This window comes from Ramlibacter henchirensis (assembly GCF_004682015.1).
GTDB classification, from domain to species: domain Bacteria; phylum Pseudomonadota; class Gammaproteobacteria; order Burkholderiales; family Burkholderiaceae_C; genus Ramlibacter; species Ramlibacter henchirensis.
Genome location: NZ_SMLM01000003.1, coordinates 217,354 through 242,159, shown reverse-complemented (window position 1 = coordinate 242,159; position 24,806 = coordinate 217,354). Strand labels below are relative to the sequence as shown.

The window sequence follows — 24,806 nt, the reverse complement described above, 5'->3', positions numbered from 1 at the left end:
CTTCCCGTCCATAGCCAAGAAGCGCGAGCCGCCCTTGGACTTCCATGGACGGCTTTGGACAGGACGCCCGTTCCGAGGCCGGTGTCAGCCGGCGCCCAAAGCGCTCTGAGACACAGTGGCCGAGCTCGTGCCGCTGCTGATCTTCGGGAACTGCACACCCAGCGCACACGACCCTTCGGGAACCCGCGCCACTCTTATGTTTTCGCACCGATCCATCATCGGCGCGACGCTGATGCGCCAGCCGCCGTGCTGCTGGTGACGCTGGACCGTATTCAATTCGATTCGTTCGGGCATTCCGCGGCTTCCGTGCACACGAAAGTGCACACGGCAGAGCCATCCTGGGCAATGCAGGGCATCTTAAGTGAGCCGGGCTTCGCTCTCGATCGCCCCGCGAACTTCGGGCCGTCTTACGATCTCGAAACAGCGTTCCACGATCCCAGACTTCCAGGAGACACCCTTGCGCTTCCTCAAGCTTTGCACCGGCCTGCTCGCCGGCAGCCTCGCCTTCGGAATGGCCGCGCCGGCAGCCGCCCAGAACTTCCCGACGGGGCCCGTGAAGATCATCATCCCGTTCCCGCCGGGCGGCCCCACCGACACCGTTGGCCGCATCCTCGCCAAGAACCTGCAGGACACGTGGGGCCAGCCGGTCCTGATCGACTACAAGCCCGGCGCCGGCACCGTGATCGGGGCCGACCACGTGGCGAAGTCCGCTCCGGACGGTCACACGATCGGGATGGTCAACTCCTCGCTGGCGGTCAACCCCACGTTGCGCAAGCAGCTGCCGTACGACACGCAAAAGGACCTTACGGGCGTCACTCAGCTGTTCGACATGCAGCTGGCCATCGTGGCCCGCCCGGATGCACCGTTCAACAACCTCAAGGAACTGATCGCCTACGCGAAGAAGAACCCGGGCAAGCTGAACTACGGCACGCCCGGCGCCGGCAGCACCACGCACCTGGGCGCCGAACTGCTGCAGCGCGAAGCAGGTTTCCAAATGCAGCATGTGGGCATGAAGGGCAGCGCGCCGGCGCACACGGAGTTGATGGGCGGCCGCCTGGACCTAGTAGTCGATCCGTTCCTGTCCATCCTGCCTTACGTGCAGGGCGGCAGGATGAAGCTGATCGCGACGATGGGCGACCAGCGCGTGGCCGGCCATGACTACCCCACGGTGGCCGAGACAGTTCCCGGCTTCAACGTCGGCGCCCTGCTCGGCTACGTGGTGCCAGCCGGAACGCCCAAGGCCGTGGTCCAGAAGATCCAGGCGGACACCGCCAAGGCGCTGGCCAGCCCGGAGATCCAGCAGCGGGCGCGCGAGTACGGCCTGAAGGTGGTCGCCTCGACGCCCGAGCAGTTCAACGGCCTGATCGCCAGCGAGATGAAGCGCTGGGGCAAGGTCGTCACCGACGCCAAGATCCAGATCGACTGAGCAGCACCGCCATGAGCCTCCAACTGAAACCCCTGCATCCCGTCTTCGTGGCCGAAGCCAGCGGCCTCGACCTGACGCAACCGCTGGCCGATCGCGACGTTCGCGCCATCAACGCGGCCATGAACGAGTACGGCGTGCTCGTGTGGCGCGGCCAGCCGCTCACTGCGCAGCAGCAGATCGACTTCGCCAAGCATTTCGGCCCGCTGGACATCGGCCTCAAGCGCGTGTTCAAGCGGCCGGAGCGGCTGCCCGACGAGCGCCTGATCGACATCTCCAACGTCGACGCCCAGGGCAACGTGGCGCGCCGCGACTCGCCCAAGAACCTGTCCAACTTCGCCAACCAGCTGTGGCACAGCGACAGCTCCTTCATGGACCCGCGCGCGGCGTATTCGATGCTGCATTGCGTCGTGAAGCCGAGCTGGGGCGGGGACACCGAATTCGCCGACCTGCGCAACGCGTACGACACGCTGGACGAGCGGACCAAGGCCGAGATCCAGGACCTCAAGGCAGAGCACTTCGCGCTGCACACGCGCATCCTGCTGGGGGACGACGCCTACACGGACGAGCAGAAGAAGGAGATCCCGCCGGCCGTCTGGCCGATCGCCGACACGCATCGCGGCTCCGGCCGCAAGGTCCTGTTCGTCGGCGTCCATGCGCGGCAGATCCTCGGCTGGCCCACGGCCGAGAGCCGCGTGTACCTGCTGGACCTGCTCGAACACGCCACGAGACGAGAGAACGTCTACACGCACAAGTGGGAGATCGGCGACCTGGTGATCTGGGACAACCGCAGCACCCTGCACCGCGGAAGGCGCTACGACATCAGCGAGCGGCGCGAGCTGCGCCGCACCACGGTGAACGACACGCCCGAGGCGATGCTGCTCGCGGCCTGAAGCGGGGCAGGCCGCGCCGATGGGCCAGGCAGCGCGGCCAAGGACCCTGCGCCGTCCGGACGTAGGAATTCCAAACTGCTGGCCCTCTTGCCCCTACCGCGTTCGTCAGCAGTGCCGCACGTGCGATTTGCGCGGCGCGCGGCAGCATGGTCAACCCAACCACTCCGCTCGGGCCGCGTTGGAAGCGCTCCAGCGGGCACTGCCGTTGCTTTAGCTGATGCGCACCTTCAGAGTTGTCGCCCTGGGCGCCGCCACCATCGCTCTGCTCGGATGCGGCGGGGGCGGTGGTGGTGATCCGGCTGGAACCAGCCAACCCGTTTCCGAGCCAGGCACGGTCGCCAGCGCGTCGGCCGGACCGGTCGCGCCGGTGGTGCCGTCCAACGCGCCGGCTGGAGCGGGTGCGGTCTCCCCCACGCGATCGCCGGCGGTTCCGATCGGCTCCGGCGGCACCGGGTTCGTGCCCGACCCGACGCAGCCGACCATCGTGATCCCGGCCACGGCTCTCATGCCCTGACGCTCGCGATCAGCGTTCCCGCTCGCCGAACAGCCGGCCGTGTCCCGGGGAAGACGCGTCCCAGCCGCCCAGGCGCACCACGTCCCAGAAGCCCGCAGGTGAACTGGCCGTGGCCGGCACGCCCAGCCGGTCTTCGAGTTGCCGGATCGCTTCCAGCGTGAGCAGCCCGCCGCACGAGATGAAGATGCCCTGCGCGGAGCGGTCCTTCTCAAACACCTTCAGCGACAGGTCGACGAGCGCCTGGGTGGGCACTTCCCCCATCGCCTCCACGCCCGTCATCGACATGCCCTCGATCGCCGTCACGGTGAACCCGGCGCCGGTGAGATAGTCGACCAGGCGCTGGTTCAGGTCGTCGATGTACGAGGTGGCAACGGCGACCTTGCGCACGCCGAGACGGCGCAAGGCGGCGATGACCGCGTGGCTCATGGTCGTGCACGGCACGCCGGTCGCCTGCTGCATCGAAGATCGAAGCTGGTCCGTGAAGGCCTGCCCGCGATAGAAGCTCAGGGACGTGCCCATCATCGAGATCACCTCGGCGCCGGCCGCGCGCAGTTCGCGCGCGCGGTCGAGGATGGTGTCGACGACGGGGTCGAAGCCTTCGGGCGACACGGCTGCGATGCCCAGGCCGCGCGCGATGAACTCGTAGCGGTCGCCGTAAAGGTCGGGGCCGTCCTGCGGCACCCGCCCATGCGCGGGCGGGACGATCAGGCCGATGCGGGGGCGTGCGGGGCTCATTCGGCGGTGATCTTCTGCTGCTTGATGACGCCGGCCCACTCGGTGGACTCCCGCTTCATCTCCGCAGCCAGCGCCTGCGGCGCGAGATACGCCGGCACCGCACCTTGCTGCGCGGCGGCCTGGACCAGGTCGGCGCTGGCGAGGATGGTGCGGATCGCGTCGTTCAGCCGCGAAGTCACGGGCGCTGGCGTTGCGGCCGGGGCCAGCACGAAGATGCGCGGCGCCACGTCGAAGCCGGGCAGCGCGTCGGCCAGCGGACGCACCGCCTCGGCACCGGGCAACTTGCTGGTGCTCATCATCGCCACCGCCTTCAGTCGTCCCGAGCGGGCCTGCGCCAGGCCCGCCGCGGCGCTCACCACGCCGAACGGCACCTGGCCGCTGATGACGTCCGGCATGATCTGCGACGCGCCGCGGTAGGGGATGTGGACGATGAAGCTGCCGGTGCGGGCCTTGAGGATCTCCATGCCGAGGTGATGCACCGTGCCCACGCCGGAGGTCGCATACGAATAGCGCCCCGGGTTGGCCTTCAGCAGCGAGATCAACTCCTTGGGACCACTGACGCCCACGTTGTTGTTGGCCACGATCATCAGCGGCGCCTGGAACGCGCCGGCCACCGGCGTGAAGGACTGGATCGGGTCGTACGGCACCTTGGTGCCCAGATGCGGCGAGATCAGCATCGCCGTCTCGCCGACGAGCAGCGTGTAGCCATCGGGTGCGGCCTTCGCCACCGCGTCGGCCGCGATCGCGCCCGTCGCTCCCGCGCGGTTCTCCACGATGACCTGCTGCCCAAGCAGCGCGGGCAGGCGCGCCGACAGCATGCGCGCCATCGCGTCCACGCCGCCACCGGCTGCATAGCCGACCATCAACCGGACGGGCCGGTTCGGGTAATCGCTGGCCGTCTGGGCCGCGGCCCAGGGCGCGGCAAGGCTCAAGCCCGAGGCCAGGACGGCTCGCCTCGAAAGCGAGAAGGAATCGTTCTTCACTGCTTGTCTCCTGTGATCTGCGGGATCGCGTTCAGGCCTTGCCGACGCCGCGCGAAAGCGGCCGCTTCGCCAGCTCGGCGATGCGCTCGCGATTGGGCTTGAAGCCCAGCCCCGGCAGGTCGGGCAGCGCGAGCACGCCTTGCGAAGGCTCGGGCAGGCCGTCGAACACCAGCTTGCAGCATTCCACCGCGACCGAGTGGTACTCCACCAGCGATCCGTTCGCGAGGCCGGCATGCAGGTGCATGTTGTGGTGCGGCCAGGCGCCGCCGTTGGCGAACTGCGCGTTGAAGGCGGCCGCCATGCCGGCGATGCGCTGGCACTGCGTGAAGCCGCCCGTGATGCAGGCGTTGGGCTGCACCACGTCCACCGCCTGCGCCACCAGCATGTCGCGGAAGCGGCTGGCCAGGCCCTCGTTCTGGCCGGCGGCCAGCGGGATGCGCGTCTTGGCGCGCAGCTTGGCCATGTTGGGGATGTCGTTCTGCGACACCGGCTCCTCGAAGAAGGTGATGCCGAACTCCTCGATGCGCTGGGTGAGCGAGAGCGCGTGGAAGTAGTCAAGGCTGCAGTTCGCGTCGATGTAGATCTGCACCTGCGGCCCTACGGCCTCGCGCACGGCGCGGATGCGCTGCACGTCTTCGGCGATGACGTCGGCCAGCGGCCGCGGCTCGTCGCGGCGCTGCAGCGCGTGGTGGCCCACGGTCATCTTCAGCCGGCGGAACCCGCGGTCGACCCACGCGCGAGCCGCGGCCGCGAGCTCCTCGCGTTCGAAGAAAGCGAAGCCGAACGTCGCGTACACCGGAACCTGCGCACGGGCGCCGCCGAGCAGGCGCCAGCACGGCTGGCCGAGGATCTGGCCTTTGAGGTCCCACAGCGCAAGGTCGATGGCCGCAATCGCATGAGCCGCGTAGCCCGATTGGCCGCGCGGCGTGAGCAGCCAGTACAGCTTGTCCCACAGCTGCTCGTGGCGCAGCGGATCATGGCCCTTCAGCGCGTGGGCGGCGACGTCGTTGACGATGCTGGCCACCACCTCTTCTTCGGTGATGGCGGTCATCCCGGTGCCGAAGCGTCCGTCGTCGAGCTCCACGTCCACCAGGCACAGCGAGAGCGAAGTGGTCTTCTGCTTGCCCGAGGGTGAGTCGACGGTGACGGGCAGGTTCAGCGGTGTGGCCCGCACGGTTTTGATCTGCATGGGGAGGTTCTCTACTGCAAGGGCTGCCGTTTATAGCAGGCGACAGCTCCGCAGCGCCGCTGCGCGAATCGCGGGCCTTTCACCCGGGTCGTGGTGTTTCGATTGATGGTCCAATAAAAGGACAAGGAGACGAATCCATGCGGACCATCACGCGAATGCTCGCCGCCATCACCACGGCCGGCTTCCTCACCACTGGCTTTGCGCAGGCACCTGCCGCAACCGACTTTCCCAGGCAGCCCATCCGGATGGTGGTGACCTTCCCGCCGGGCGGCAGCGCGGACGCGGTGGTGCGCATGATCGTTCCGCGCCTGAACGAAAAGCTCGGCCAGCAGGTGGTGGTGGACAACCGGCCGGGCGCCGGCGGCAACATCGGCCTGTCGCTCGTGGCCAAGGCGCCGCCGGATGGCTACACGCTGGGTGTCGGTGCGGCCGGCGCGCTTTCGGCCAACAGCAGCCTGTACGCCAACATGCCCTTCGATCCGCTCAAGGACCTCAAGCCCGTGAGCATGCTCGCAGCCATCCCGTTCGTGATCATCGGCCACCCTTCGCTTTCCGCGAAAACGCAGAAGGACCTCATCGCGATGGCGAAATCGCAGCCGGGCAAGCTGTCGGTCGCGCACGGCGGCAACGGCACGGCGATGCACCTGTCCGCCGCCTTGTTCAGCCAGATGGCGGACGTGAAGCTGGTCGAGGTGCCGTACAAGGGCTCCGGCCCGGCGGCGCTGGACGTGCTCGCGGGCAACGTGCCGCTCGCGGTGGTGGACCTGCCGTCGGCGCTGCAGCACATCAAGGCCGGCAAGCTGGTGGCGTATGCGGTCACGTCGGCGCAGCGCCTGCCGCAACTGCCTGACGTGCCTACGGTGTCCGAAGCGGGGCTGACCGGCTACGACTCCACCGGCTGGTTCGGCGTGGTCGCGCCGGCCGGGACGCCGGCGCCCATCGTCGAACGCCTGAACGCGGAGATCACCGCCGCATTGAACGACGAGCAGACGAAGACGAGCATGCGCAACCTGGGGGTGGAGCCGGCGCCGAGCAAGCCCGATGCATTCGACGCCTACATCCGCAGCGAGACCCAGAAGTGGGCCAAGGTGATCCGCCAGGCCAACATCAAGATCGACCAGTAGGACCATGCAGGCATTCGACGCGGACGTGTTCGTGGCCGGGGCCGGCCCGGTCGGCCTGACGCTCGCGATGGACCTGGCGTCGCGCGGTGCGAAGGTGACGCTCGCCGAGATCCGCCGCTACGCCGAGCCGCCGAGCGTGAAGTGCAACCACGTCTCGGCGCGCACGATGGAGCGCTTCCGGCGCCTGGGCGTCGCCGGGAAACTGCGCGACGCGGGGCTGCCCGCCGACTACCCCAACGACGTCGTGTTCCGCACCAGCATGTGCGGCATCGAGCTCACCCGCATCCCGATCCCCAGCCGCGCCGATCGCTACAGCTCGCGCGAAGGGCCGGACACCTGGTGGCCGACGCCCGAGCCGCCGCACCGCATCAACCAGATCAGCATGGAGCCCATCCTGCTGGAGCACACCGCGGCGCTGCCGGGCGTGAAGTTGCTGAACCGCCATGAAGTCCTGCGGTTCACTCAGGACGACGCCGGCGTGCAGACCACCGTGCGGGACCTGGACACGCAGCAGGAGCGGACGATCCTTGCCCGCTACCTGGTCGGCTGCGACGGCGGCAGTTCCACCGTGCGCAAGCAGATCGGCGCGCGCCTGGAGGGCACGCCCGTGGTCCAGCGCGTGCAGTCGACCTTCATCCGCGCGCCCAGGCTGCGCGAGATGCTTCAGGGCAAGCCGGCGTGGTGCTACTACTCGATCAACCCGCGCCGCTGCGGCACGGTGTTCGCGATCGACGGGCACTCGAAGTGGCTGGTCCACAACCACCTCAACCCGAACGAGCCCGAGTTCGATTCGATCGACCGCGACACCTCCATCCGCAACATCCTCGGCGTGGGGCCGGATTTCGAGTACGAGGTGATCAGCAAGGAGGACTGGGTCGGGCGGCGGCTCGTGGCCGATCGCTTCCGCGACCGCCGCGTGTTCCTCGCGGGCGATGCCGCGCACCTTTGGGTGCCCTACGCCGGCTACGGCATGAACGCCGGAATCGCCGACGCGCTCAACCTGTCTTGGCTGCTCGGGGCGCGCCTGCAAGGATGGGGCGACGAAGCCATCCTCGAAGCCTACGAAGCGGAACGCCAGCCGATCACCGAGCAGGTGTCGCACTTCGCGATGGACCATGCGGCCAAGATGATCAGGGCGCGCAGCGCCGTGCCCCCGAACATCGAAGCTCCGGATGCCGAGGGCCAGGAGGCCCGCGATGGCATCGCACGCGAGGCGTACGAGCTCAACGTGCAGCAGTTCTGCTGCGCCGGGCTGAACTTCGGCTACTACTACGACCGCTCGCCCATCATCGCATCCGATGGCGAATCCCCGCCCGGGTACAGCATGGGCGACTTCACCGAGTCCACGGTGCCGGGTTGCCGCGCGCCGCACTTCTGGCTGGAAGACGGCCGATCCCTCTACGACGCCCTGGGGCAGGGCTACACGCTGCTGCGGTTCGATCCTCGCGCGGACGTGTCCGCGTTCCAGTCGGCTGCAGCTCGCCGGGGTATGCCGCTCACGCTGCTGGATATCTCCCAGCGCCACGTGCCGGCGCCGTACAGGCACAAGCTCGTGCTCGTGCGGGACGACCAGCACGTGGCGTGGCGCGGCGACGCGGTGCCGGCCGATCCGGAAGCGCTGGTTGGGATGCTCTGCGGCGAGCCTGCAGGCGAAGCGCCGGGAGCCGCCGGGCAGTCGCTGATGGCGGTCCAGGCCTGAACGACCCTCGCGCCGCTCAGGCGCCCAGCGCGGCCGCCACCTCGTCGGCCGTGTTCACCCTCGCGAAGAAGTGGTCCAGCACGTCCAGCGCGTGCTGGTGCCGCTGCGGGGTGGACGCGCCGCTGCAGTCCGACAGCACGACCACCGAGTAGTCGTGCATGAAGGCGTCCCGCGCGGTGGTGTCCACGCAGACGTCCGTCGTCGCGCCGCACACGACCACCGTCTCGATGCGGCTCGCGCGCAGCAGCGCGTCGAGCTGCGTGTCGCGGAAGGCCGAGTAGCGCGCCTTGCTGATCACGTGGTCGCCCGCCCCCGGCTGCACGCCGAACCAGTCCGTGAGCGCGGCGTCGCGCTTGCGTGAGAGCGCGTTGCGGCCATAGTGCAGCGCCTGCGCGCGCGAGCGCGGCCAGGCGGGGAAGTCGGTGCGGACGAAGACCACCTGGTCGAACAGCGGCCGCGTCCGCTGCAGGAAAGCCGCCAGCCGCTCGGCCACCGCCGGGAAGTGCGACGTGTCGTGGCCGAGCGTGCCGATGATGCCTTCGGGCACGCAGTAGTCGCGCTGCATGTCGACGACGAGCAGCGCCTTGCGGGCTTCGAGCACCGTGCGCAGCGAGTTCTCCATGTCGGACCCCTCCTATTCGAACAGCCGCAGGAAGAATGCGACCGATCCCTTCCAGCCGATCATCACCGCGACGATCACCAGCATGACGCCGACGAAGGTCCAGACCGAACGGAACAGCTCGCCCAGGCCCACCTGCGGCAGCATGCGCTTGACCACGAAGATGTTCACGCCGACCGGCGGCGTGATCATCCCGGCCTGGCCCAGGATGACGATCAGCACGCCGAACCAGATCAGGTCGTAGCCCATGTTCACGATGATGGGCGCGAAGATCGGCACCGTGATGATGATCACCGGCAGGATCTCCATCACCATGCCCGCGATCAGGTAGCCGATCACGATCAGGGCGAGCACGACGAACTGCGGCAACTCCGAAGCGTTGATGGTGTCCGCCAGCGTGAACGGGATGCGGGTGACGGTCAGGAAGGTGCTGAGCACGGCCGAGCCGGCGATGATGAAGATGACCACGGCCGAGGTCGCCGCCGTTTCGGTCAGTACTTTCGAGATCGCTTCCCAGCCCAGCGCGCGGCGTGCCAGGCCGAAGAGCAGCGCGCCCATGGCGCCGATCGCGCCGGCTTCGTTCGGCGTGAAGATGCCGCCGAACATGCCGCCGATCACGATGCCGATCAGCAGGGCGGGTTCGATCAGCCCGCCCAGCGAGCGCAGCCGCTCTTCCCGCGAAGCGGCCGGTGCACGCTGCGTGTCCGCGAAGCGGCGCCTTTCCTGCATTGCCACGACGGCCATGAAGCCCAGCGCCATGATCAGTCCCGGCGCGATGCCGGCGATGAACAGCCGGCCGATGCTCTCGTTGACCAGGATGCCGTAGATGATGAACGTCACGCTGGGTGGGATCAGGATGCCGAGCGTGCCGCTCGCCGCCACCGTGGCGCCGGCGAATCCCATCGGATAGCCCGCGCGCCGCATCTCGGGAAGCGCGAACGCCCCGATCGTCGCCGCGGTTGCGATCGCCGATCCGGAGATCGCCGCGAAGCCCGCGCAAGCGGCCACCGTCGCGATGGCCAGGCCGCCCGGCCAGTGCCCCATCCAGGCGCGCGCGGCGGCGTAGAGCCGCTCGCCGCCGCCGCTGGCGAACATCAGCTGCCCCATGAGGATGAACAGCGGCAGCACCGCGAGGTCGTAGTTCGCGATCCTGGAGAAGATCGTCGGGGCCAGGCTCTCGAAACCGACGTTGACGCCGACGAACAGGCTCACGCCCACCATGCCCACGGCCGCCATGGCGATGGCGACGTTGGCGCCGGTGAACATCAGCAGCAGCGCGACCAGCACGCCGACCAGTCCGGCGAGTTCAGGCGACACGGGCGTCTCTCCTGTCCAGCGGCTGCAGCAGTTGCCACAGGCAAACGAGGGTCACGCAGGCGAAGCAGAAGGCGATCGCCGCGTAGGCCAGCCACACGGGCAGGTTCAGGATGTCGGTGACCTGACGCGAAACCCGCATCGCCTGGGTGCCGGCCGCGAACTGCACGAACAGCAGCGCGAAGAAGATCGTCTCGACCAGGAGCATCGCGCGCTGGAGCCAGGCGCGCGCGGCGCCCTTCAGCGTTTCGGTCAGGGTCTCCACCACGATGAAGGCGCGCGTGCGCTGGATGTGCGGCAACGCGCCCGCCACCGCCAGCGCGCCGAGCAGGCCGACCACCTCGTAGGCGCCCCTCACCGGAGCACGCGCCACCAGCCGCAGGATGACGTCGACCGTCACCAGCAGCGTCATCCCCGCGATGCAGGCCTTGGCGACCACCAGGCAGAAGTCCGACAGGCGCGCCACCGCGCGCCCCCATCCGCCGGCGGGCAGTGCTTCCTGCGCGGCGCTCACTTGACCGGCACTTCGAGCGCCGGAAAGGCCGCGGAGTGCCGCTTGATGGACTCGCGCTTGGCCTTCACGATCTCCTCGCCGGGCAGGCCGCTGCCCGAAACCCGCTTGACGTAATCGGTGTGCAGCGGCTCGATCACGGCGGCGCGCCAGCGCTCCAGCTCCTTCGGGTCCAGGCGGATGAATTCGTGGCCCTTCTCGCGGCCGAAGGCCAGGCCTTCGCGCTCGATCTGGTCCCACAGGTCGCCGGCCTTGACCATGTACTCGCGCGAGACGGCGTCGAGCGCCGTGCGCACGTCGGCCGGCAGCGCGTTCCACTTGGCCTTGTTCATCACGACGGCGAAGGTGGACACGTAGCCGACGTCCGTGGCCATGGTCGTGTACTTCGTCACTTCCGCGAAGCGGTAGTACTTCAACGCGTTGAAGGTGCCGTCGGTGCCGTCGAGCACGCCGCGCTTGAGCGGGTCGTAGGCCTGGGTGATGGGCATGCTCACCGGCGAGCCGCCCAGCGCCGTCACGATGCGGGCCGACAGGCCGGTGGAGCGCATCTTCATGCCCTTGAGGTCGTCGAGCGTCTTGACCGGCTTGTTCACCGTCATCAGCGAACCCGGCGGATGCGCGTGCAGGTACAGCACCTTCACCGCATCGAGTTCCCTGGGCTGGAACTTCTGGTAGACGTCGTTCGCCACGCGCGTGGTGAGGCGACCGCTGTTGGGATAGCCCGGCAGGTCCACCGATTCCATCACCGGGAAGCGGCCCGGCGTGTACGCGAGCACCGCCTGGCAGATGTCCGACAGGCCCTGCAGCACGCCCTCGTAGCACTGGGGCGGCGGGGTCAGCGTGCCGCTGGGGAACACCTGCACCTCCACCTTGCCGCCGGTGCGCTCCTTCACGTCCTTGGCGAACTGCGCGCTGAGGGCGCCGAACGGGTACGCGGCCGGGAACAGGTCCGAGAACCGCAGCACGGTCGTCTGCGCGCCTGCGCTCGCCGCAGCGAGGAAAGCCGCCGCGGCGAGCGCGCGGCCCAGGGTCTTCAATGCCTTCATCTTGTCTCCTTGGTCGATGGTTTGCGGGGCTGGTGGTGGCTGTTGTCGGCGGCGATCACCTTGCTCAGCAGGTGGAGGAACTGCTTGCGTTCCTCGCCCGAGAGCCGCGAGAGCAGCTCGCGCTGGATGTTGCGCACGTGCGGTTCGATCCTGGCGTACAGGCGCTGCCCTTCCGGCGTGAGATAGATCTCGCGGCCGCGCGTGGACCGCGAGCTGCTGCGCCGCTCGATGTAGCCCTGCGCCTCGAGGCGGCCCACCATGCCGCCCAGCGTCGCCTCGTCGAAATACAGCGTGCCGGCCAGCTCGCGCTGCTGCAGCCCGGGTTGCAGGTGCGCCGCGATCAGCACGCCCAGCTGGCTGGCCGTGATGCCGAGGTAGCCCATCTCGTGCTCGAACACCTGGGTGACGTGCTGGTGCGCCCGCCGGATCAGGTGGGCGGGCATGTCGTACAGCGCCGTGAGCGGATGGCGGTCCATGCTCAGTCGTTCGCCGGGGGAAGGTGCTCGCGCAGGAAACGCGCGACGTCGCCGATGCATTCGGCGGCGCGGTCCACCATGCGGCTGTAGCCGAAGAAAAGGTGCGTCATGCCGGGATAGACGCGCAGTTCGGCGCTGCGCCCGGCCTCGCGGATGCGCCGGGCCAGCGCGGCCGAGCTGTCGCGGTACACGTCGCACTCCGCTGCGGCGAGGAAGACCGGGGGCAGCCGGCCGCTGTCCGCCTGCAGTGCGTTGAAGCGGGGATCGGCGAGGTTCGCGTCGTTCCCGAGATAGTCCTCGAAGGTCTTGCGCGCGGACTCGCGGGTCGGGAACAGGCCCGCATCGCCGTACTCGCGCATGGACTGCGTCTCGACGTCGCCGTCGAATACGCCGACCACGAACGCTGCACAACGGAAGGCGCCCTGCACTTGCGCTGCCGCGTGGAAGGCCCCCATCGCCACGTTGGCGCCCGCCGAGTTGCCGCCGAAAGCGAGCCGCTGTCCGTCGATGCCCCACTGGCAGCCGTGGCGGGCCAGCCAGCCGTAGACCGCTGCAGCCTCCTCCACCGGAGCCGGAAAGGTCTTCTCCGGCATATGCGCATAGTCGGCGCTGACCACGATGCCGCCCCACGCCTCGGCCAGCTCGCGCAGCTGGCGGTCGTTGGACGCGGGCGAACCGATGCGCCACCCGCCCCCATGGAAGAAGACGCAGGCCGGAAGCGGCGAGGCACTGCGCCGCGGCACGTAGACGCGCACCGGGATCTCGCGATGCGGTCCGGGCACCTTCCCGTCCCGCACCTGCGCCATCGCGGGGCCACCCTCGTTCCACCAGGCCCGGGCGGCCGCGGCCTGCGCCCTCACGCCTTCGATGCCCGGCGTGGGAGGCCCGAGTTCGCGAACGATCTCGTCATTGCGCGCGAGCGCGGCGCGCATCTGCGGGTCGAGGCGGGGGAAGTCCATGGCGTCAGCCGCGGAAGTGCGGCATGACCTCGCGGGTGAACAGGTCCAGCGATCGCATGCTCTCCTCGTGCCGCAGGTCGCCGAAACCGAACCTCGTCACGAAGTAGTTGACGCCGGTGGCCTCGATCTCCTCGGCGATGCGGGCCCGCACGGTCTCGGGCGAGCCGAAGATCAGCGTGCCCGGCCCCATGTGCTTTTCCTCGTCGTACGGCGAGGGCATGCGCGGGTCGAACTTCGCCCACAGGTAGCTGAAGCGCTGGTACCACATCTTGTGCGCCTCGATGCCGCGGCGGCGCGCCTCGGCGTCGTTCTCGCCGACGAAGATGTGGCGCGTGATCGCGATCTTCGGCATGGGCTTCGTGTTCCCGGATTCGGTCCAGGCTTTCTTGTACGCATCGGCCATCACCTTCGCGCGCGGCGCCGGCGCGAGGAAGCACGTGTTCATGCCCTGCGCCGCCGCCATGCGCGCGCCTTCGGGCGTGCTGCAGGGGAACCACATGGGCGGCGAAGGTTGCTGCAGCGGCTTGAGCTCGATCGGGACGTTGAAGAACTTGAAGTAGTTGCCGCGGAAGTTGACGACATTCTTGGTGAGCGCGTCCATCAGCACCCTGTGCGCCTCGTCGAAGATCTCGCGCGACTCGAGGTGGTTGACGTTGAAGTACGCCAGCTCGTACGGCGAGATCCCGCGGCCGAGGCCGATGTCGAGCCGGCCGTGGCTCAGGTGGTCCAGCATGCAGATCTCGCTGGCCACGCGCAGCGGGTGGTACAGCGGGAGGATCAGCACCAGCGGAGCGAGCCGGATGCGCCTGGTGATGCGGGAGGCAGCCGCCAGGAAGACCAGCGGCGACGGCGCGAGCCCGAGCGGCGTGAAGTGGTGCTCGGTCAGCAGGAAGGTGGTGAACCCGGCTTCGTCGTACTTCTGGACCAGCGCCAGGCGGCTGTCGTAGGTCTCGTGGATCGCCACGCCTTCCTGCCGGTCCAGGTGGTCGATGACGCCGAAGTCGATTTCCATGGCCAAACTTTGCATTCAAACTTTGAATGCATTCTGTCGCGCCCCGCGCGGCGCAGGGGATCGGGATTCCACGCCCTCCGAAAGTTCTACGCGGCTTCCCGCGCTTTCGCCGGAGCCCCCTGGCCCAGGAGCGCCGAGAGCTCGCGACCCAGTTGCCTGAGCCGCTTGCCCGCGGAGCTGCCGGGCAAGGCCTCGAACTGCGGGCCCATGCCCAGCACCGTGACCGCCGCGACCACCTTGTCCTCGTGATCGAACAGCGGCACCGACAAGGCATTCAGGCCGCGGCGCCGCGCACCGTGCGAAGAGGCGATCTGCGCCTTGCGGATGGCGGCGTACTCCGCGTACACGGCTTCCACGGCCGAGTTGGCGGCGCGGCCCTGCTCCAGCAGTTCCTGGCGCACGAGCGCCTCCGTCGACTCGCGCGGCAGGTAGGCCGCCAGCAGCTTGGCCGTGGCCGACGACGTGATGCCCAAGCCGACGCCCGGCTTCATGCGGATGGACAGCGGCGAGCTGCTTTCGAACCAGCGCACGATGGTGGCGCCGTGGCCCACCCATTGGCCCAGGCCGACCACCTGCCCGAGTTCGGGCTTGTCCAGCCTTGCCGAGAAGGCTTCGAACCGAGGCTCCAGCAGCGACAGCGCGCTCTGTTCATGCGACGCCACCTGGCCGATGCGGTAGGTGAGCAGCCCGAACTGGTAGCGGCGGCTGCCCTCCTCGCGCGTCACGAGCCCGCAGCGCGCCATGCTCACCAGGTAGCGGTGCAGCTTGGCCGAGGGGATGCCGGTCGCGTCCTCCAGGTCCTTCAGCCGCGCCGGCCGCGGAAGATGGAGCAGCGCCTGCAGGATCGTCCCCACCACCTCCACCGCATCGACACCGCCGCCGCGCGCGGCTTGCACTGTTGCCACCGTTTTCCCCTCGCCGGACACCCGGCCTCGCGTTTGACAGGCATCCCATGCGTGCCTACACTGGAATTACAGTATACGTAAAACATTACGGTAATCGTAATTCCAAGGAGACAAGCCGTGAGACTCATCCGTCGCTGGACAGCGCTGGTCGCGCTCTCGATCGCGGCCGCCGGCGCCGGCGCGCAGGCGCCGTACCCCTCGCAGCCGATCAAGGTGGTCGTGCCCTTCCCGGCCGGGTCGCTGGTGGACGTGCTCGGCCGCTCCATCGGCGAAGCATTGACGGGCACGCTCAAGCAGCCGGTGGTGATCGACAACAAGCCGGGCGCCAGCACGCTGCTGGGGGCGAAGATCGTGGCCGCCGCGCCGCCGGACGGCTACACGCTGCTGGTGCCGACGGTCACCACCATGAGCATGGCGCCGCAGCTCGTGTCGCGGCCCGGCATCGATCCGCTCAGGGAGCTGACGCCCATCGCCCGGCTCGGCGCGACCAACTTCTTCCTGAGCGTGCATCCCTCGTTCCCCGCGCGCACCATGAAGGAGTGGATCGCCGAAGTGAAGGCGCATCCCGGCAAGTACTCGTACGCGTCTTCGGGCAACGGCTCGCCGCACCACGTCTTCATGGAGCTGCTGAAGAAGCAGCTGGGCCTGGACATCGTGCACGTGCCCTACAAGGGCAGCAGCAGCTCGATGCCGGACCTGCTCTCCGGCAAGGTGGACATGGCGTTCCTGGACGGCACGCTGGCGATCCCCAACATCAAGGCGGGCAAGCTGTTCACCATGGGCACTTCGATGGCCAGGCGCAGCGTGCTGCTGCCCTCCGCGCCCACGATCGCCGAAACCGTCCCGGGCTTCGACTGGAGCGGCTGGATCGGCGTCGCCGGGCCGGCCAACATGCCGGCGCCGGTGGTCAACCTGCTGGCGGAGGAAATCCGCAAGCTGCAGTCGACGCCGCATTTTGCCGAGCTGCTGAACAAGGCCGCCATGGAACCCACCGAGCCGATCCCGCCCGCGGCGATGGCGGACTTCGTGCGCAGCGAGTACGCGCGCTGGGGTCCCGCCATCAGGACGTCCGGCGCCACCATCGACTGAGAAACACGACCGACATGCATCCCACCCACCAGATCCGCAGGATCGTCACCGGCCACGACGACAGCGGCAAGGCCATCGTCGAGATGGACGGCATCTGCCCCCATGTGCGCGTCCGCCCCGGCGCAGGTTTCGTCAGCAGCCTGCTTTGGGTCACGGACGAAACCCCGGCGCGCATGGACCTGCGGCGCGACCGCGCCGAACGGACGATCGGTGTGCCGCCGCCGCCCAACGGCTCCATCCTGCGCGTCGTCGACTTCCCGCCCGTGGACGAACAGACGGACAAGATCGACCAGGAAGCCCTGCTCAAGTCGATGGGCGCCGGGCACCACGCGCACGGCGGCGGCCCGGCGCGGCATCCGTACATGCACAGGACGAAGAGCGTCGACTACGCCATCGTGCTGCAGGGCGAGATCGACATGCTCCTGGACGACTCCGAGGTGCACATGAAGGCCGGCGACATCCTGGTCCAGCAAGGCACCAACCATGCCTGGGTGAACCGCTCGAAAGAGGTCTGCCGCATCGCGTTCGTGCTGATCGACGGCATCGATCCGCTCGAGCAGCGGCAGAAGAGCTGAGGCCTGCCGGCATGTCCGCAACGTTCGATCCACGGGACCTGCGCCGAGCCTTCGGCCGGTTCGCGACGGGCGTGACGGTGGTGACGTTCCGGCTCGCGGATGGCCGGCGGGTCGGCGTCACGGCCAATTCCTTCGCCAGCGTCTCGCTCGATCCGCCCCTCGTCAGCTGGAACTACCGCCTCGCCTCGCCGCACCTGGAGGCCGTGCTCGCTTGCACGCATTTCGCCGTCCACGTCCTGTCCGCGGACCAGATCGACCTGTCGCATCGCATGGCGCGGCCGGCCGACGACAAGTTCGAGGGCCTGGTGCTGCACGACGGCCTGGGCGGCACGCCGCGCATCCCCGGCTCGCTCGCCACCTTCGAATGCGAGATGTGGAAGACGATGGAAGCCGGCGACCACGTGATCTTCCTCGGCAAGGTCGTGCGCTACGAGCACACGGAAGGCGAGCCCCTGGTGTTCGTCAACGGCCGCTACGCGCCCGCAACGCCAGGCCTCGCTGGCGCGGGGGCCGCATGATCCTCGTGCTGCAGAAGAACGGCAGCGTGGCGCTGGAAGAGCCCGCGGATTTCCGGCGCTTCCACTGCGAGATCGACCCGGCGTTCCAGGACCTGCAGGCGGCCCGCAAGGCTTTCGCCGGCATCGGGGAAATCGAATCGGAGGAGACGGCCTGGGTCGACCAGGACGCCCTCTTCGCGCTCGGCGAGGCGTCGCAAGGCGCGCCATGGCGGGCACAGGCGCAGGCCATGGTGGCCGCTGCCGCGAAATACGGCTGGGTGCGCGACCGCGCCCCGGCCATCAAGAGCCACATCGTCTGGCGCCGCTGAGCGCCCGACGCACTTTCTGGAGAACGTCTTTGAAGTTCGGTGTCTTCGACCACGTGGACCGCGGCGACGTGCCGCTCGCGCAGCACTTCGATAACCGCCTGCGCCTCGCGGAGTTCTACGACCACAACGGCTTCCACGCCTACCACGTCGCCGAACACCACGGCACGCCGCTCGGCATGGCGAGCTCGCCGAGCGTGTTCCTCGCAGCCGTCATCCAGCGAACCCACCGGCTGCGGCTGGGCCCGCTGGTCTACACCCTGCCGCTGATGAATCCGCTGCGCCTGGTCGAAGAGGTCTGCATGCTGGACCAGATGAGTCACGGCCGGCTGGAGCTCGGCGTCGGCCGCGGCAGTTCGCCCTATGAGCTGGCCTACTTCGGCGTGACCGCGGAGGAGTCGGGCGGCCTCTACAAGGAGGCGTACGAGATCCTCATGCAGGGATTGCAGTCGAAGACGATCAACTTCGAGGGCAAGCACTACCGCTTCAAGGACTACCCGGTGGTGCTCGAGTGCGTGCAGAAGCCGACACCGCCCATCTGGTACGGCCTGTCCGCGCCGGCAGCCGTTCCGTGGACGGCCGAGAACGGCGTCAACATCGTCTGCAACGGGCCGTCCTCCAACATCCGACCGATCACGGACCGCTACCGCGAAGTGTGGGCCGGCACGGCACGCTCTTCGGCCCGGCCGCTTCCGCTGCTGGGCATGGGCCGCCACATCGTCATCGCGGAGACGCGCAAGGACGCGCTCGCGGCCGGCAAGCGCGGTTTCGACCGCTGGTATGCGAGCCTGCAGCACCTGTGGCGCGTGCACGGAAACCCGATGAAGCACTACCCGATCCCCGAGGACTTCATGGCGGCGCTGGACGCGGGCATCCTGCTCGTGGGCACCGCGGACAAAGTGGCCGAAGGGCTGCAGCGGGAGATCGAGATCGCCGGCGTCAACTACGTGCTCACGCGCTTCGCGTTCGGCAACCTGAGCTATGAGGAGTCGCTGCGATCCGCAACGATCTTCGCGCAGGAAGTGATGCCGCGATTCACGAGCGAACCGAGCTACGCCTGAACGCGAGGGAGACAAGGAAATGGACATGCAGCGTCGCGACCTGATCGGCCTCGCCCTCCTCGGCTCGCTTCCGGCGGCGGGATGGGCGCAGGAGTGGCCGGCCAAGCCGGTGAAGATCATCATTCCCAGCGCGCCCGGCAGCAGCCCCGACCGCTTCACGCGCCTGATCGCCGAGCGGCTGGGCAAACAGTGGGGGCAGACCGTCACCGTGGAGAACCGGCCCGGCGCCAGCACGCGCATCGGCGCGCAAGAGGTCGCCCGCTCGGCGCCGGACGGCTACACCCTGCTGTCCACCTTCGGCACGCACACGATGGCGAAGCTGATGAATCCGAACACGCCGTACGACCCGGTGACCGACTTCACCGCGATCACGCAGTACGCGACGCCCGAGGTCGTGATGCTGGTGCGATCCGACTCGCCGTACCGCTCGCTGAAGGAACTGGCGGCCGGCGTGAAGTCGTCCGGCAGGCCGATGCGCTATGGCCACTTCGGCAACGGCTCGAGCTTCCATTTCTATGGCCTGGTGGTCGGCCGCAATGCGGGCATCGAAGTGGTGCCGGTCGCTTACAAGGGCGAGGCCCTGCACCTGAACGACCTGCTGGGCGGCCACCTGGACGTGAGCTTCAACTCGGTGGGGACGGCGATTCCGCACATCCGATCGGGCAAGCTGCGCCCGCTGGCCATCGTCGCGCCCGGGCGCTCCAAGGTGCTGCCCGACGTGCCGACCTTCGCCGAGCTGGGCTACGCAGGCATGGAGCGCGGGGGCTGGTTCGGCTTCCTTGCGCCGGCCGGCACGCCGCCCGCCATCGTCGACAAGGTCTCGCGCGACATCGTCGCGATCATCAACGAGCCGGGCCTGGCGAAGGTGATGCGCGACCAGGGCATCGAGCCGGTGGGCTCCAGCCCGAAGGAGTTCGAGCGCAACATCCCCGTCGAGGTGCAGCAGTGGGAAAAGCTGATGCGCGAGTTCAACGTGAAGGGCGAGTGAGGCTCGCTATCCCGCCATCAGCCTGACGAACGCCTGGGCCGCGGGCGAAAGGCTGCGGTCCTTCCTGTAGATCACCGACATCGTGCGGTGCACCTGCGGTCGCACCAGGGCACGGGTGACCAGCCCCGCGGGCGCTCCGGCCGAGAGGATGGTGCGCGGAACCACCGCGACACCGAGGCCCGCCGCGGCCATCGCCAGCGCCGTCGTCAGCAGCGAGACCTCGTGCTCCAGCTTCAGTTCGACACCCGCCGCGGCGGCTGCCTGCTCGATCCGGGTGCGCATGCCGTAGCCGGCCTTCACGGTGATCACCGGTAGCGCGGCGAGCTGCTTCCAGGTGATCGTGCGGGCCTCTCCGGGCAGGTCGTGCCGCGTTCCCGCGACCACGACTGAATCACGCAGGAACACCTTCTCTTCCAGCCCGGGCACCTGGGCCTCGAGCGTGCCCACGCCGCAGTCGGAGTACTCGGACAGGACATGGTCCACCAGCTCCGTGGGCGCGCAGTCGTCAACCGACACCTTGATGTCCGGGTGGCGCTGCCGGAACCGGGCGAGCTTCTCGGGCAGCAGCGTCTGCGCGACCGTCGACGTGACCGAAATGCGCAGCCGGCCCCGGCGCGTGCCGGCGAACTCCGCCATGGTGTTGCCCATCGCTGTGAGTTCGGCCAGCGCCCTCTCGGCATAGCCGATCGCTTCGGCCGCCGCTTCCGTGCGCCGCAGCCTGCGCGTGGTGCGGTCGAACAGCCGCACGCCCAGCTTGGTCTCGAGGTCGCGCACGAGCACCGTCACGGCCGGCTGCGTCAGCGCAAGCCGCTCGGCGGCCACCGACAGGTTGCCGGTGTGGTAGACGGCGATGAAGGCGCGGAGCTGCCGCACCGAGGGCAGCTCTTTCAGCGAGGGAGGTGTCTTGATCATGGCGGCCGGCGCCCGCGCAATCGATGCAAGCCCTCCGCCCATGCGGAGGGACTTCGTGGCGAGCGGCTCGCGCAGGATACCTGCGGGTAAGACGGCCGCGTGCTCAGTCCATCGTGGCGCCCGAGGCCTTCACCACCTTGCCCCAGCGCTCCGATTCGCTGCGGATGTAGGCGGCCAGGGCCTGCGGCATCATGGTCCCGGGCTCGAAGCCGTCGGCGGAAAAGCGTGCGCGCAGCTCCGGCTGGTTCATCACCTTGGCCAGCGCCTGCGCGTAGCGATCGACCAGCTCTCGTGGCGTGCCGGCCGGAGCGACCAGGCTTTGCCAGGCCACTGCCTCGAAGTCCTTGGTGCCCGGGGCGCCGGATTCCGCGATCGTGGGCACGTCCTGCAGCGCCGGCTGGCGCTTGGCCGACGTGACGGCCAGCGCGCGCAGGCGGCCGGTCTTCACGTGCTGCAGCGCCGGCGGGATGTCGCTGAACATCACCTGGATCTGGCCGCCGAGCAGGTCGGTGACGGCGGGCGCGCTTCCGCGATAAGGCACGTGCGTCAGGTCGGCGCCCGTGGCCGCCTTGAACATCTCCACGCCGAGGTGCTGCGGGCTGCCGTTGCCGGCCGAGCCGTAGCTCAGGGTGCCCGGCTTCGACTTCGACAGCGCGATGAGCTCGCCGATGTTCTTCGCGGGCACCGAGGGATTCACCGCGACCAGCAGCGGAACGGCGCCGATCATGCCGATGGGCGCGAAGTCCTTCTGCGGGTCGTACTGCAGCTTCTTGTACAGCCACGGATTGATCGCCAGCGTGGTGCTGGTGGCCACCAGCAGCGTGTTGCCGTCCGGCGCGGAGCGCGCCACGTGGGCCGCGCCCAGGCCGCTGCCGGCGCCGGGCTTGTTGTCGACGACGATCGTGCGGCCGAGCAGCGGCGCCATCTCGCGCGCCAGCGTGCGGCCCAGCATGTCGGTCGTGCCGCCCGGCGCGTAGGGCACGATGATGGTGATGGGCTTGTCGCCCTGTGCGAGCAGCGGCACAGGAGCGGCCGCCACGGCGGCGGCACCGGCGATCCGGGTCAGGACGTCACGTCGTTTCATGGTTCGGTTTCCTTCGATTGGCGGCGCCGCGCACGAGGTCGATGAGCGCCAGGGGATCCTGTGGCAGGCGGTCGCCACGCCAGGCCACGTGCTGGTCGGGCCGCGACAGCACCAGGGCGTGGCGGTAGAGGCCGGCCGCCTCGGCCGACTTCACGTCCAGCACCGTGAGCGGCACGCCGCGCCGGGCAGCGGCATCCTGCAGCGGCCTCGCGTCGGTACCGGGATCGAAGCGCAGCAGCGTGTAGTCGGGGCCCATTGCGTCGTACAGCGAGCGGCCGTCGTCCAGCCACACGTGCGGCGTGCGGCATCCGGGCACCGTGGACGGCGTGAACTGGTCCATGGTGTACGCGGGTGGCGCTTCGCCGTCGTAGGCGATCAGGGGCGACGCGTCGTAGAAGTAGCCGAAGTTCAGGCCTGCGCAGCAGTACTGCTTGACGTTGAGGTCGTAGAGGGCCTTGCCGGCCGCTGCGCGCGCGGCCTCGCCGGCGGGCCCCGGTTCCTCGATGCCGGGCGGCACGCCCTCGCGTTCCTTCTGCAGCGCGATCGCGTGGTTCATCGCGAACTTCGATACCTGTTCGGTGATGGGCAGGCGCTCGGCCTCGTACGCGGCCAGCGCGCCCTCGGGCGCCCAGCCCTTCAGGCGCGCCGCCAGCAGCCAGGACAGGTTCATCGCGTCCGCGATGCCCGCGTTCATGCCGTAGCCGGCCATCGGGATCCACAGGTGCGAGGCATCGCCGCAGATGAACACCCGGCGGTCGCGGAACTTGTCCGCCACGAGGCGCCGCCCGATCCAGTCTTCCTTGGAGATGATCTCGTACTGGAAGTCGGGACCGACGCCGAGGATGGTGCGGATGCACGCGTCGCGATCGACGGCTTCGAAGTCGGTCTCGTCGGCGCGCAGGTAGTTGTGCAGCAGGAAGGTCTCGCGGCCGTCGATCGCGTAGACGTTGCCGGAGCGGCGCGGGTTCAGCGAGAAGGTGGCCCAGGCACGCTCGTGCTTCGCGCGCTTGAGCAGGTCCGGAGCGCGGAAGTAGGTCGACTGCACGCGGCCGACGACGTCGGTGCCGCTCAGCTTCGCGCCGATGCCCTTGCGCACGGCGGAGCGCCCGCCGTCGCAGCCGATCAGGTAGTCGCAGCGAACCCTCACCTCCTCGCCCGTTTCCAGGTCGACGCCGGTGGCACGCACGCCTTCGGCATCCTGCGTGAAGTCGTCGATGCGGGTGCGGTTCAGGATGCGCACACCCGGCGTCGCTTCCGCGTGCGCGAACAGGACGGGCTCCAGGTAGATCTGGTTGATGCGATGCGGCGGCTCGGGCGTGGGCCACCAGGTGTCGGGGCCGCCCCTGGCGGTGTAGCGGTCCTTGCGCGCGGGGATCGGGATGCGCGAGAGCTCTTCGCCCGTGAAGGTCGTGCGGTAGGAGACGTCGTTCGGGTAGTCGGCGGGCAGGCCCGCATCGCGCAGCGCGCGGGCCACGCCCAGCCTGCGGAAGATCTCCATCGAGCGCGCCGAGGTGTGGTTGCACTTGACGCTGGGGGGCTCGCCGCGCTGCCGTATCTCGGCCACCAGCACCTGGAGGCCGCGCAGGGCGAGGTCCGTAGCCAGCGTCAGGCCCACGGGGCCCGCACCCACGATGAGCACCTGGGCCGAAAGAGCATCGTTCATTGCACCGTCCACACGTTCCGCGTCAGCGGACATTAAAGGCCACGCGCGGGCGGAAGTGAAATGAAGCTTCTGTTGCGATTCATAGGCGCGGTTTATGAATCGATGAACAGGTGACTGAGGCACACGGCTCACCCAGCGCGCGCGGAGACTTCCTACAGCCCCAGGCCTTCGGCACCGACACCACGGCCGCGCCCGCGGCGCTGCAATGGTCCCGTTGAAGTGCAGGACCAGGAGGCCGCCATGAAGAACTTCCAGCTCAGCCCCGACATGCTCACCATGGGCGGGCAGTTCTATCCCACGGACCACATCGTGGCGATGTTCCCTACGGAAGACGCTGCCCGGGCCGCCGCGCGTGCGCTGGCGGATGGAGACGTCCCCGAAGATGAGATCAGCCTGATCACGCCCGAAGCGATGCTGCGCGACATCGTGCGCACGGTCGGAAACGCCGACCTGCCGCTGCCCTCCGCCGGCACCGAGGCGGACACGGTGCGCCGCTTCTCCGAGCTCGCGTCCCAGGGCCATTTCGGTCTGCTGATCCACGTCTCGCGCGAGCACGACCGCGACGACATCATGGATGCGCTGAAGGGCCACCTGCCGGCGCATGCGCAGTACTACCGCAAGCTCGTGATCGAAGACCTGGCGTAAGCGGTCACAGCTCCGCTCCGGAAGGAAACAAGGCCCGCGATGCGGGCCTTGTCTTTTGCAGATGGCGGCGGCGCCAAACGGAATGGCGCCCCGCCGGATCACTTCGGCAGCACGACGCTGTCGATGACGTGGATGACGCCGTTGTCCGCCACGATGTCGGTCTTCACGACGTTGGCAGCGTCGACCTTCACGCCGCCGCCGGTGCTGACGGTCAGCTCGCCGCCCTGCACGGTCTTCACCTTTCCGGCCTTGACGTCCTGGGCCATCACCTGGCCGGGCACCACGTGATAAGTGAGGACGGAGGTGAGCTTCTCCTTGTCGGCAAGCAGAGCGTCGAGCTGCGCCTTCGGCACCTTCGCGAAGGCGGCGTCCGTTGGTGCGAAGACGGTGAACGGGCCGGGGCCCTTGAGCGTTTGCACCAGGCCAGCCTTCTCGAGAGCGGCGGCGAGCGTCTTGAACTCGCCGGCGCCCACGGCGGTGTCGACGATGTCCTTGGCCTGGGCGGACAGGGCGGTGAAGGCGATGGCGGTAGCCAGGATGGCTTTTCTCATGAGATTTCCTTTG

28 protein-coding genes are annotated in these 24,806 nt (G+C 68.7%); 12 read left to right on the top strand and 16 right to left on the bottom strand.

The genetic code is table 11. The features are described from left to right. Nucleotides 1–84 precede the first annotated feature (84 nt). Nucleotides 85–294, bottom strand: coding sequence for a hypothetical protein (locus EZ313_RS19285; RefSeq protein WP_135264940.1), 210 nt, complete (start codon nucleotides 292–294; stop codon nucleotides 85–87). A 163-nt stretch (nucleotides 295–457) separates the two neighbouring features. On the opposite strand from EZ313_RS19285, the gene EZ313_RS19280 reads away from it, so the two are divergent. The 3 genes from EZ313_RS19280 to EZ313_RS19270 all read left to right on the top strand — a co-directional run bounded on the left by EZ313_RS19280 (nucleotide 458) and on the right by EZ313_RS19270 (nucleotide 2,830). After that, nucleotides 458–1,426, top strand: coding sequence for a tripartite tricarboxylate transporter substrate binding protein (locus tag EZ313_RS19280; protein ID WP_240788713.1), 969 nt, complete (start codon nucleotides 458–460; stop codon nucleotides 1,424–1,426). 11 nt (nucleotides 1,427–1,437) lie between these two features. Then, the gene (locus EZ313_RS19275) at nucleotides 1,438–2,316 is read left to right on the top strand and encodes a TauD/TfdA dioxygenase family protein (RefSeq protein WP_135264939.1); all 879 of its coding nucleotides are present in this window, start codon (nucleotides 1,438–1,440) and stop codon (nucleotides 2,314–2,316) included. 217 nt (nucleotides 2,317–2,533) lie between these two features. Continuing rightward, complete coding sequence (locus EZ313_RS19270) at nucleotides 2,534–2,830, top strand: hypothetical protein (RefSeq protein ID WP_135264938.1); 297 nt, start codon at nucleotides 2,534–2,536, stop codon at nucleotides 2,828–2,830. Between the two features lie 9 nt (nucleotides 2,831–2,839). Here the strand turns inward: EZ313_RS19270 and EZ313_RS19265 are convergent, their stop codons facing one another. Genes EZ313_RS19265 through EZ313_RS19255 form a run of 3 tightly spaced genes read right to left on the bottom strand, consistent with a single transcriptional unit; the run spans nucleotide 2,840 to nucleotide 5,737 of the window. Further along, complete coding sequence (locus tag EZ313_RS19265) at nucleotides 2,840–3,565, bottom strand: arylmalonate decarboxylase (RefSeq protein WP_135264937.1); 726 nt, start codon at nucleotides 3,563–3,565, stop codon at nucleotides 2,840–2,842. Next, nucleotides 3,562–4,548 carry a Bug family tripartite tricarboxylate transporter substrate binding protein gene (locus EZ313_RS19260; protein ID WP_240788712.1) on the bottom strand — a complete coding sequence of 329 codons (987 nt, stop codon included), beginning with the start codon at nucleotides 4,546–4,548 and terminating at the stop codon, nucleotides 3,562–3,564. The genes EZ313_RS19265 and EZ313_RS19260 overlap by 4 nt, the downstream gene beginning before the upstream one ends. 31 nt (nucleotides 4,549–4,579) lie before the next feature. Continuing rightward, nucleotides 4,580–5,737 carry a mandelate racemase/muconate lactonizing enzyme family protein gene (locus tag EZ313_RS19255; RefSeq protein WP_135264936.1) on the bottom strand — a complete coding sequence of 386 codons (1,158 nt, stop codon included), beginning with the start codon at nucleotides 5,735–5,737 and terminating at the stop codon, nucleotides 4,580–4,582. Nucleotides 5,738–5,874: 137 nt separating this feature from the next. On the opposite strand from EZ313_RS19255, the gene EZ313_RS19250 reads away from it, so the two are divergent. Both EZ313_RS19250 and EZ313_RS19245 read left to right on the top strand, forming a co-directional pair. After that, nucleotides 5,875–6,861, top strand: a complete 987-nt coding sequence (locus EZ313_RS19250) for a Bug family tripartite tricarboxylate transporter substrate binding protein (protein ID WP_135264935.1) — start codon at nucleotides 5,875–5,877, stop codon at nucleotides 6,859–6,861. 4 nt (nucleotides 6,862–6,865) lie between these two features. Further along, complete coding sequence (locus EZ313_RS19245) at nucleotides 6,866–8,560, top strand: FAD-dependent oxidoreductase (RefSeq protein WP_135264934.1); 1,695 nt, start codon at nucleotides 6,866–6,868, stop codon at nucleotides 8,558–8,560. Nucleotides 8,561–8,576: 16 nt separating this feature from the next. On the opposite strand, the gene EZ313_RS19240 is transcribed toward EZ313_RS19245, so the two are convergent. The 8 genes from EZ313_RS19240 to EZ313_RS19205 form a co-directional block, all read right to left on the bottom strand. Further along, nucleotides 8,577–9,182: a cysteine hydrolase family protein gene (locus EZ313_RS19240; RefSeq protein ID WP_135264933.1), complete on the bottom strand. Its 606-nt coding sequence runs from the start codon at nucleotides 9,180–9,182 to the stop codon at nucleotides 8,577–8,579. A gap of 12 nt (nucleotides 9,183–9,194) precedes the next feature. Continuing rightward, complete coding sequence (locus EZ313_RS19235) at nucleotides 9,195–10,496, bottom strand: TRAP transporter large permease (RefSeq protein ID WP_135264932.1); 1,302 nt, start codon at nucleotides 10,494–10,496, stop codon at nucleotides 9,195–9,197. After that, the gene (locus tag EZ313_RS19230; protein WP_135264931.1) at nucleotides 10,486–11,007 is read right to left on the bottom strand and encodes a TRAP transporter small permease; all 522 of its coding nucleotides are present in this window, start codon (nucleotides 11,005–11,007) and stop codon (nucleotides 10,486–10,488) included. Before EZ313_RS19230 ends, EZ313_RS19235 begins: the two co-directional genes overlap by 11 nt. Then, on the bottom strand, nucleotides 11,004–12,050 hold the full coding sequence (locus tag EZ313_RS19225) for a TRAP transporter substrate-binding protein (RefSeq protein WP_135264930.1): 1,047 nt from the start codon (nucleotides 12,048–12,050) through the stop codon (nucleotides 11,004–11,006). Before EZ313_RS19225 ends, EZ313_RS19230 begins: the two co-directional genes overlap by 4 nt. Then, nucleotides 12,047–12,526: a MarR family winged helix-turn-helix transcriptional regulator gene (locus EZ313_RS19220; RefSeq protein ID WP_167772664.1), complete on the bottom strand. Its 480-nt coding sequence runs from the start codon at nucleotides 12,524–12,526 to the stop codon at nucleotides 12,047–12,049. Before EZ313_RS19220 ends, EZ313_RS19225 begins: the two co-directional genes overlap by 4 nt. Nucleotides 12,527–12,528: 2 nt before the next feature. Then, nucleotides 12,529–13,485, bottom strand: a complete 957-nt coding sequence (locus tag EZ313_RS19215) for an alpha/beta hydrolase fold domain-containing protein (RefSeq protein WP_135264928.1) — start codon at nucleotides 13,483–13,485, stop codon at nucleotides 12,529–12,531. A gap of 4 nt (nucleotides 13,486–13,489) precedes the next feature. Continuing rightward, nucleotides 13,490–14,497 (bottom strand): LLM class flavin-dependent oxidoreductase, encoded by a 1,008-nt coding sequence (locus tag EZ313_RS19210; RefSeq protein WP_167772663.1) that lies wholly within the window; start codon nucleotides 14,495–14,497, stop codon nucleotides 13,490–13,492. Nucleotides 14,498–14,583: 86 nt separating this feature from the next. Next, nucleotides 14,584–15,402 carry an IclR family transcriptional regulator gene (locus EZ313_RS19205; protein WP_167772662.1) on the bottom strand — a complete coding sequence of 273 codons (819 nt, stop codon included), beginning with the start codon at nucleotides 15,400–15,402 and terminating at the stop codon, nucleotides 14,584–14,586. 117 nt (nucleotides 15,403–15,519) lie between these two features. Between EZ313_RS19205 and EZ313_RS19200 the strand changes: the two genes are divergently transcribed. From EZ313_RS19200 to EZ313_RS19175, 6 genes are read left to right on the top strand one after another with little or no spacing between them, the layout of a single operon-like run. After that, nucleotides 15,520–16,491, top strand: a complete 972-nt coding sequence (locus EZ313_RS19200; RefSeq protein ID WP_167772661.1) for a Bug family tripartite tricarboxylate transporter substrate binding protein — start codon at nucleotides 15,520–15,522, stop codon at nucleotides 16,489–16,491. 14 nt (nucleotides 16,492–16,505) lie between these two features. Then, nucleotides 16,506–17,066, top strand: a complete 561-nt coding sequence (locus tag EZ313_RS19195; protein ID WP_135264924.1) for a cupin domain-containing protein — start codon at nucleotides 16,506–16,508, stop codon at nucleotides 17,064–17,066. Nucleotides 17,067–17,077: 11 nt separating this feature from the next. After that, entirely contained in the window at nucleotides 17,078–17,584 is a 507-nt protein-coding gene (locus EZ313_RS19190) for a flavin reductase family protein (protein WP_135264923.1), read from the top strand. After that, the gene (locus tag EZ313_RS19185) at nucleotides 17,581–17,892 is read left to right on the top strand and encodes a hypothetical protein (RefSeq protein WP_135264922.1); all 312 of its coding nucleotides are present in this window, start codon (nucleotides 17,581–17,583) and stop codon (nucleotides 17,890–17,892) included. The genes EZ313_RS19190 and EZ313_RS19185 overlap by 4 nt, the downstream gene beginning before the upstream one ends. Before the next feature lie 29 nt (nucleotides 17,893–17,921). Next, the gene (locus EZ313_RS19180) at nucleotides 17,922–18,950 is read left to right on the top strand and encodes an LLM class flavin-dependent oxidoreductase (RefSeq protein WP_167772660.1); all 1,029 of its coding nucleotides are present in this window, start codon (nucleotides 17,922–17,924) and stop codon (nucleotides 18,948–18,950) included. A gap of 25 nt (nucleotides 18,951–18,975) precedes the next feature. After that, nucleotides 18,976–19,938 (top strand): Bug family tripartite tricarboxylate transporter substrate binding protein, encoded by a 963-nt coding sequence (locus EZ313_RS19175; protein WP_167772659.1) that lies wholly within the window; start codon nucleotides 18,976–18,978, stop codon nucleotides 19,936–19,938. A 6-nt stretch (nucleotides 19,939–19,944) separates the two neighbouring features. Here the strand turns inward: EZ313_RS19175 and EZ313_RS19170 are convergent, their stop codons facing one another. The 3 genes from EZ313_RS19170 to EZ313_RS19160 all read right to left on the bottom strand — a co-directional run bounded on the left by EZ313_RS19170 (nucleotide 19,945) and on the right by EZ313_RS19160 (nucleotide 23,597). Then, on the bottom strand, nucleotides 19,945–20,850 hold the full coding sequence (locus EZ313_RS19170) for a LysR substrate-binding domain-containing protein (RefSeq protein WP_240788711.1): 906 nt from the start codon (nucleotides 20,848–20,850) through the stop codon (nucleotides 19,945–19,947). A 103-nt stretch (nucleotides 20,851–20,953) separates the two neighbouring features. Further along, on the bottom strand, nucleotides 20,954–21,934 hold the full coding sequence (locus tag EZ313_RS19165; protein WP_135264918.1) for a Bug family tripartite tricarboxylate transporter substrate binding protein: 981 nt from the start codon (nucleotides 21,932–21,934) through the stop codon (nucleotides 20,954–20,956). After that, on the bottom strand, nucleotides 21,921–23,597 hold the full coding sequence (locus EZ313_RS19160; RefSeq protein WP_135264917.1) for an FAD-dependent oxidoreductase: 1,677 nt from the start codon (nucleotides 23,595–23,597) through the stop codon (nucleotides 21,921–21,923). Before EZ313_RS19160 ends, EZ313_RS19165 begins: the two co-directional genes overlap by 14 nt. Before the next feature lie 240 nt (nucleotides 23,598–23,837). Between EZ313_RS19160 and EZ313_RS19155 the strand changes: the two genes are divergently transcribed. Then, entirely contained in the window at nucleotides 23,838–24,242 is a 405-nt protein-coding gene (locus tag EZ313_RS19155) for a hypothetical protein (RefSeq protein WP_135264916.1), read from the top strand. A gap of 98 nt (nucleotides 24,243–24,340) precedes the next feature. Here the strand turns inward: EZ313_RS19155 and EZ313_RS19150 are convergent, their stop codons facing one another. Continuing rightward, nucleotides 24,341–24,793, bottom strand: coding sequence for a fasciclin domain-containing protein (locus EZ313_RS19150; RefSeq protein ID WP_135264915.1), 453 nt, complete (start codon nucleotides 24,791–24,793; stop codon nucleotides 24,341–24,343). Between the last annotated feature and the right edge of the window lie 13 nt (nucleotides 24,794–24,806).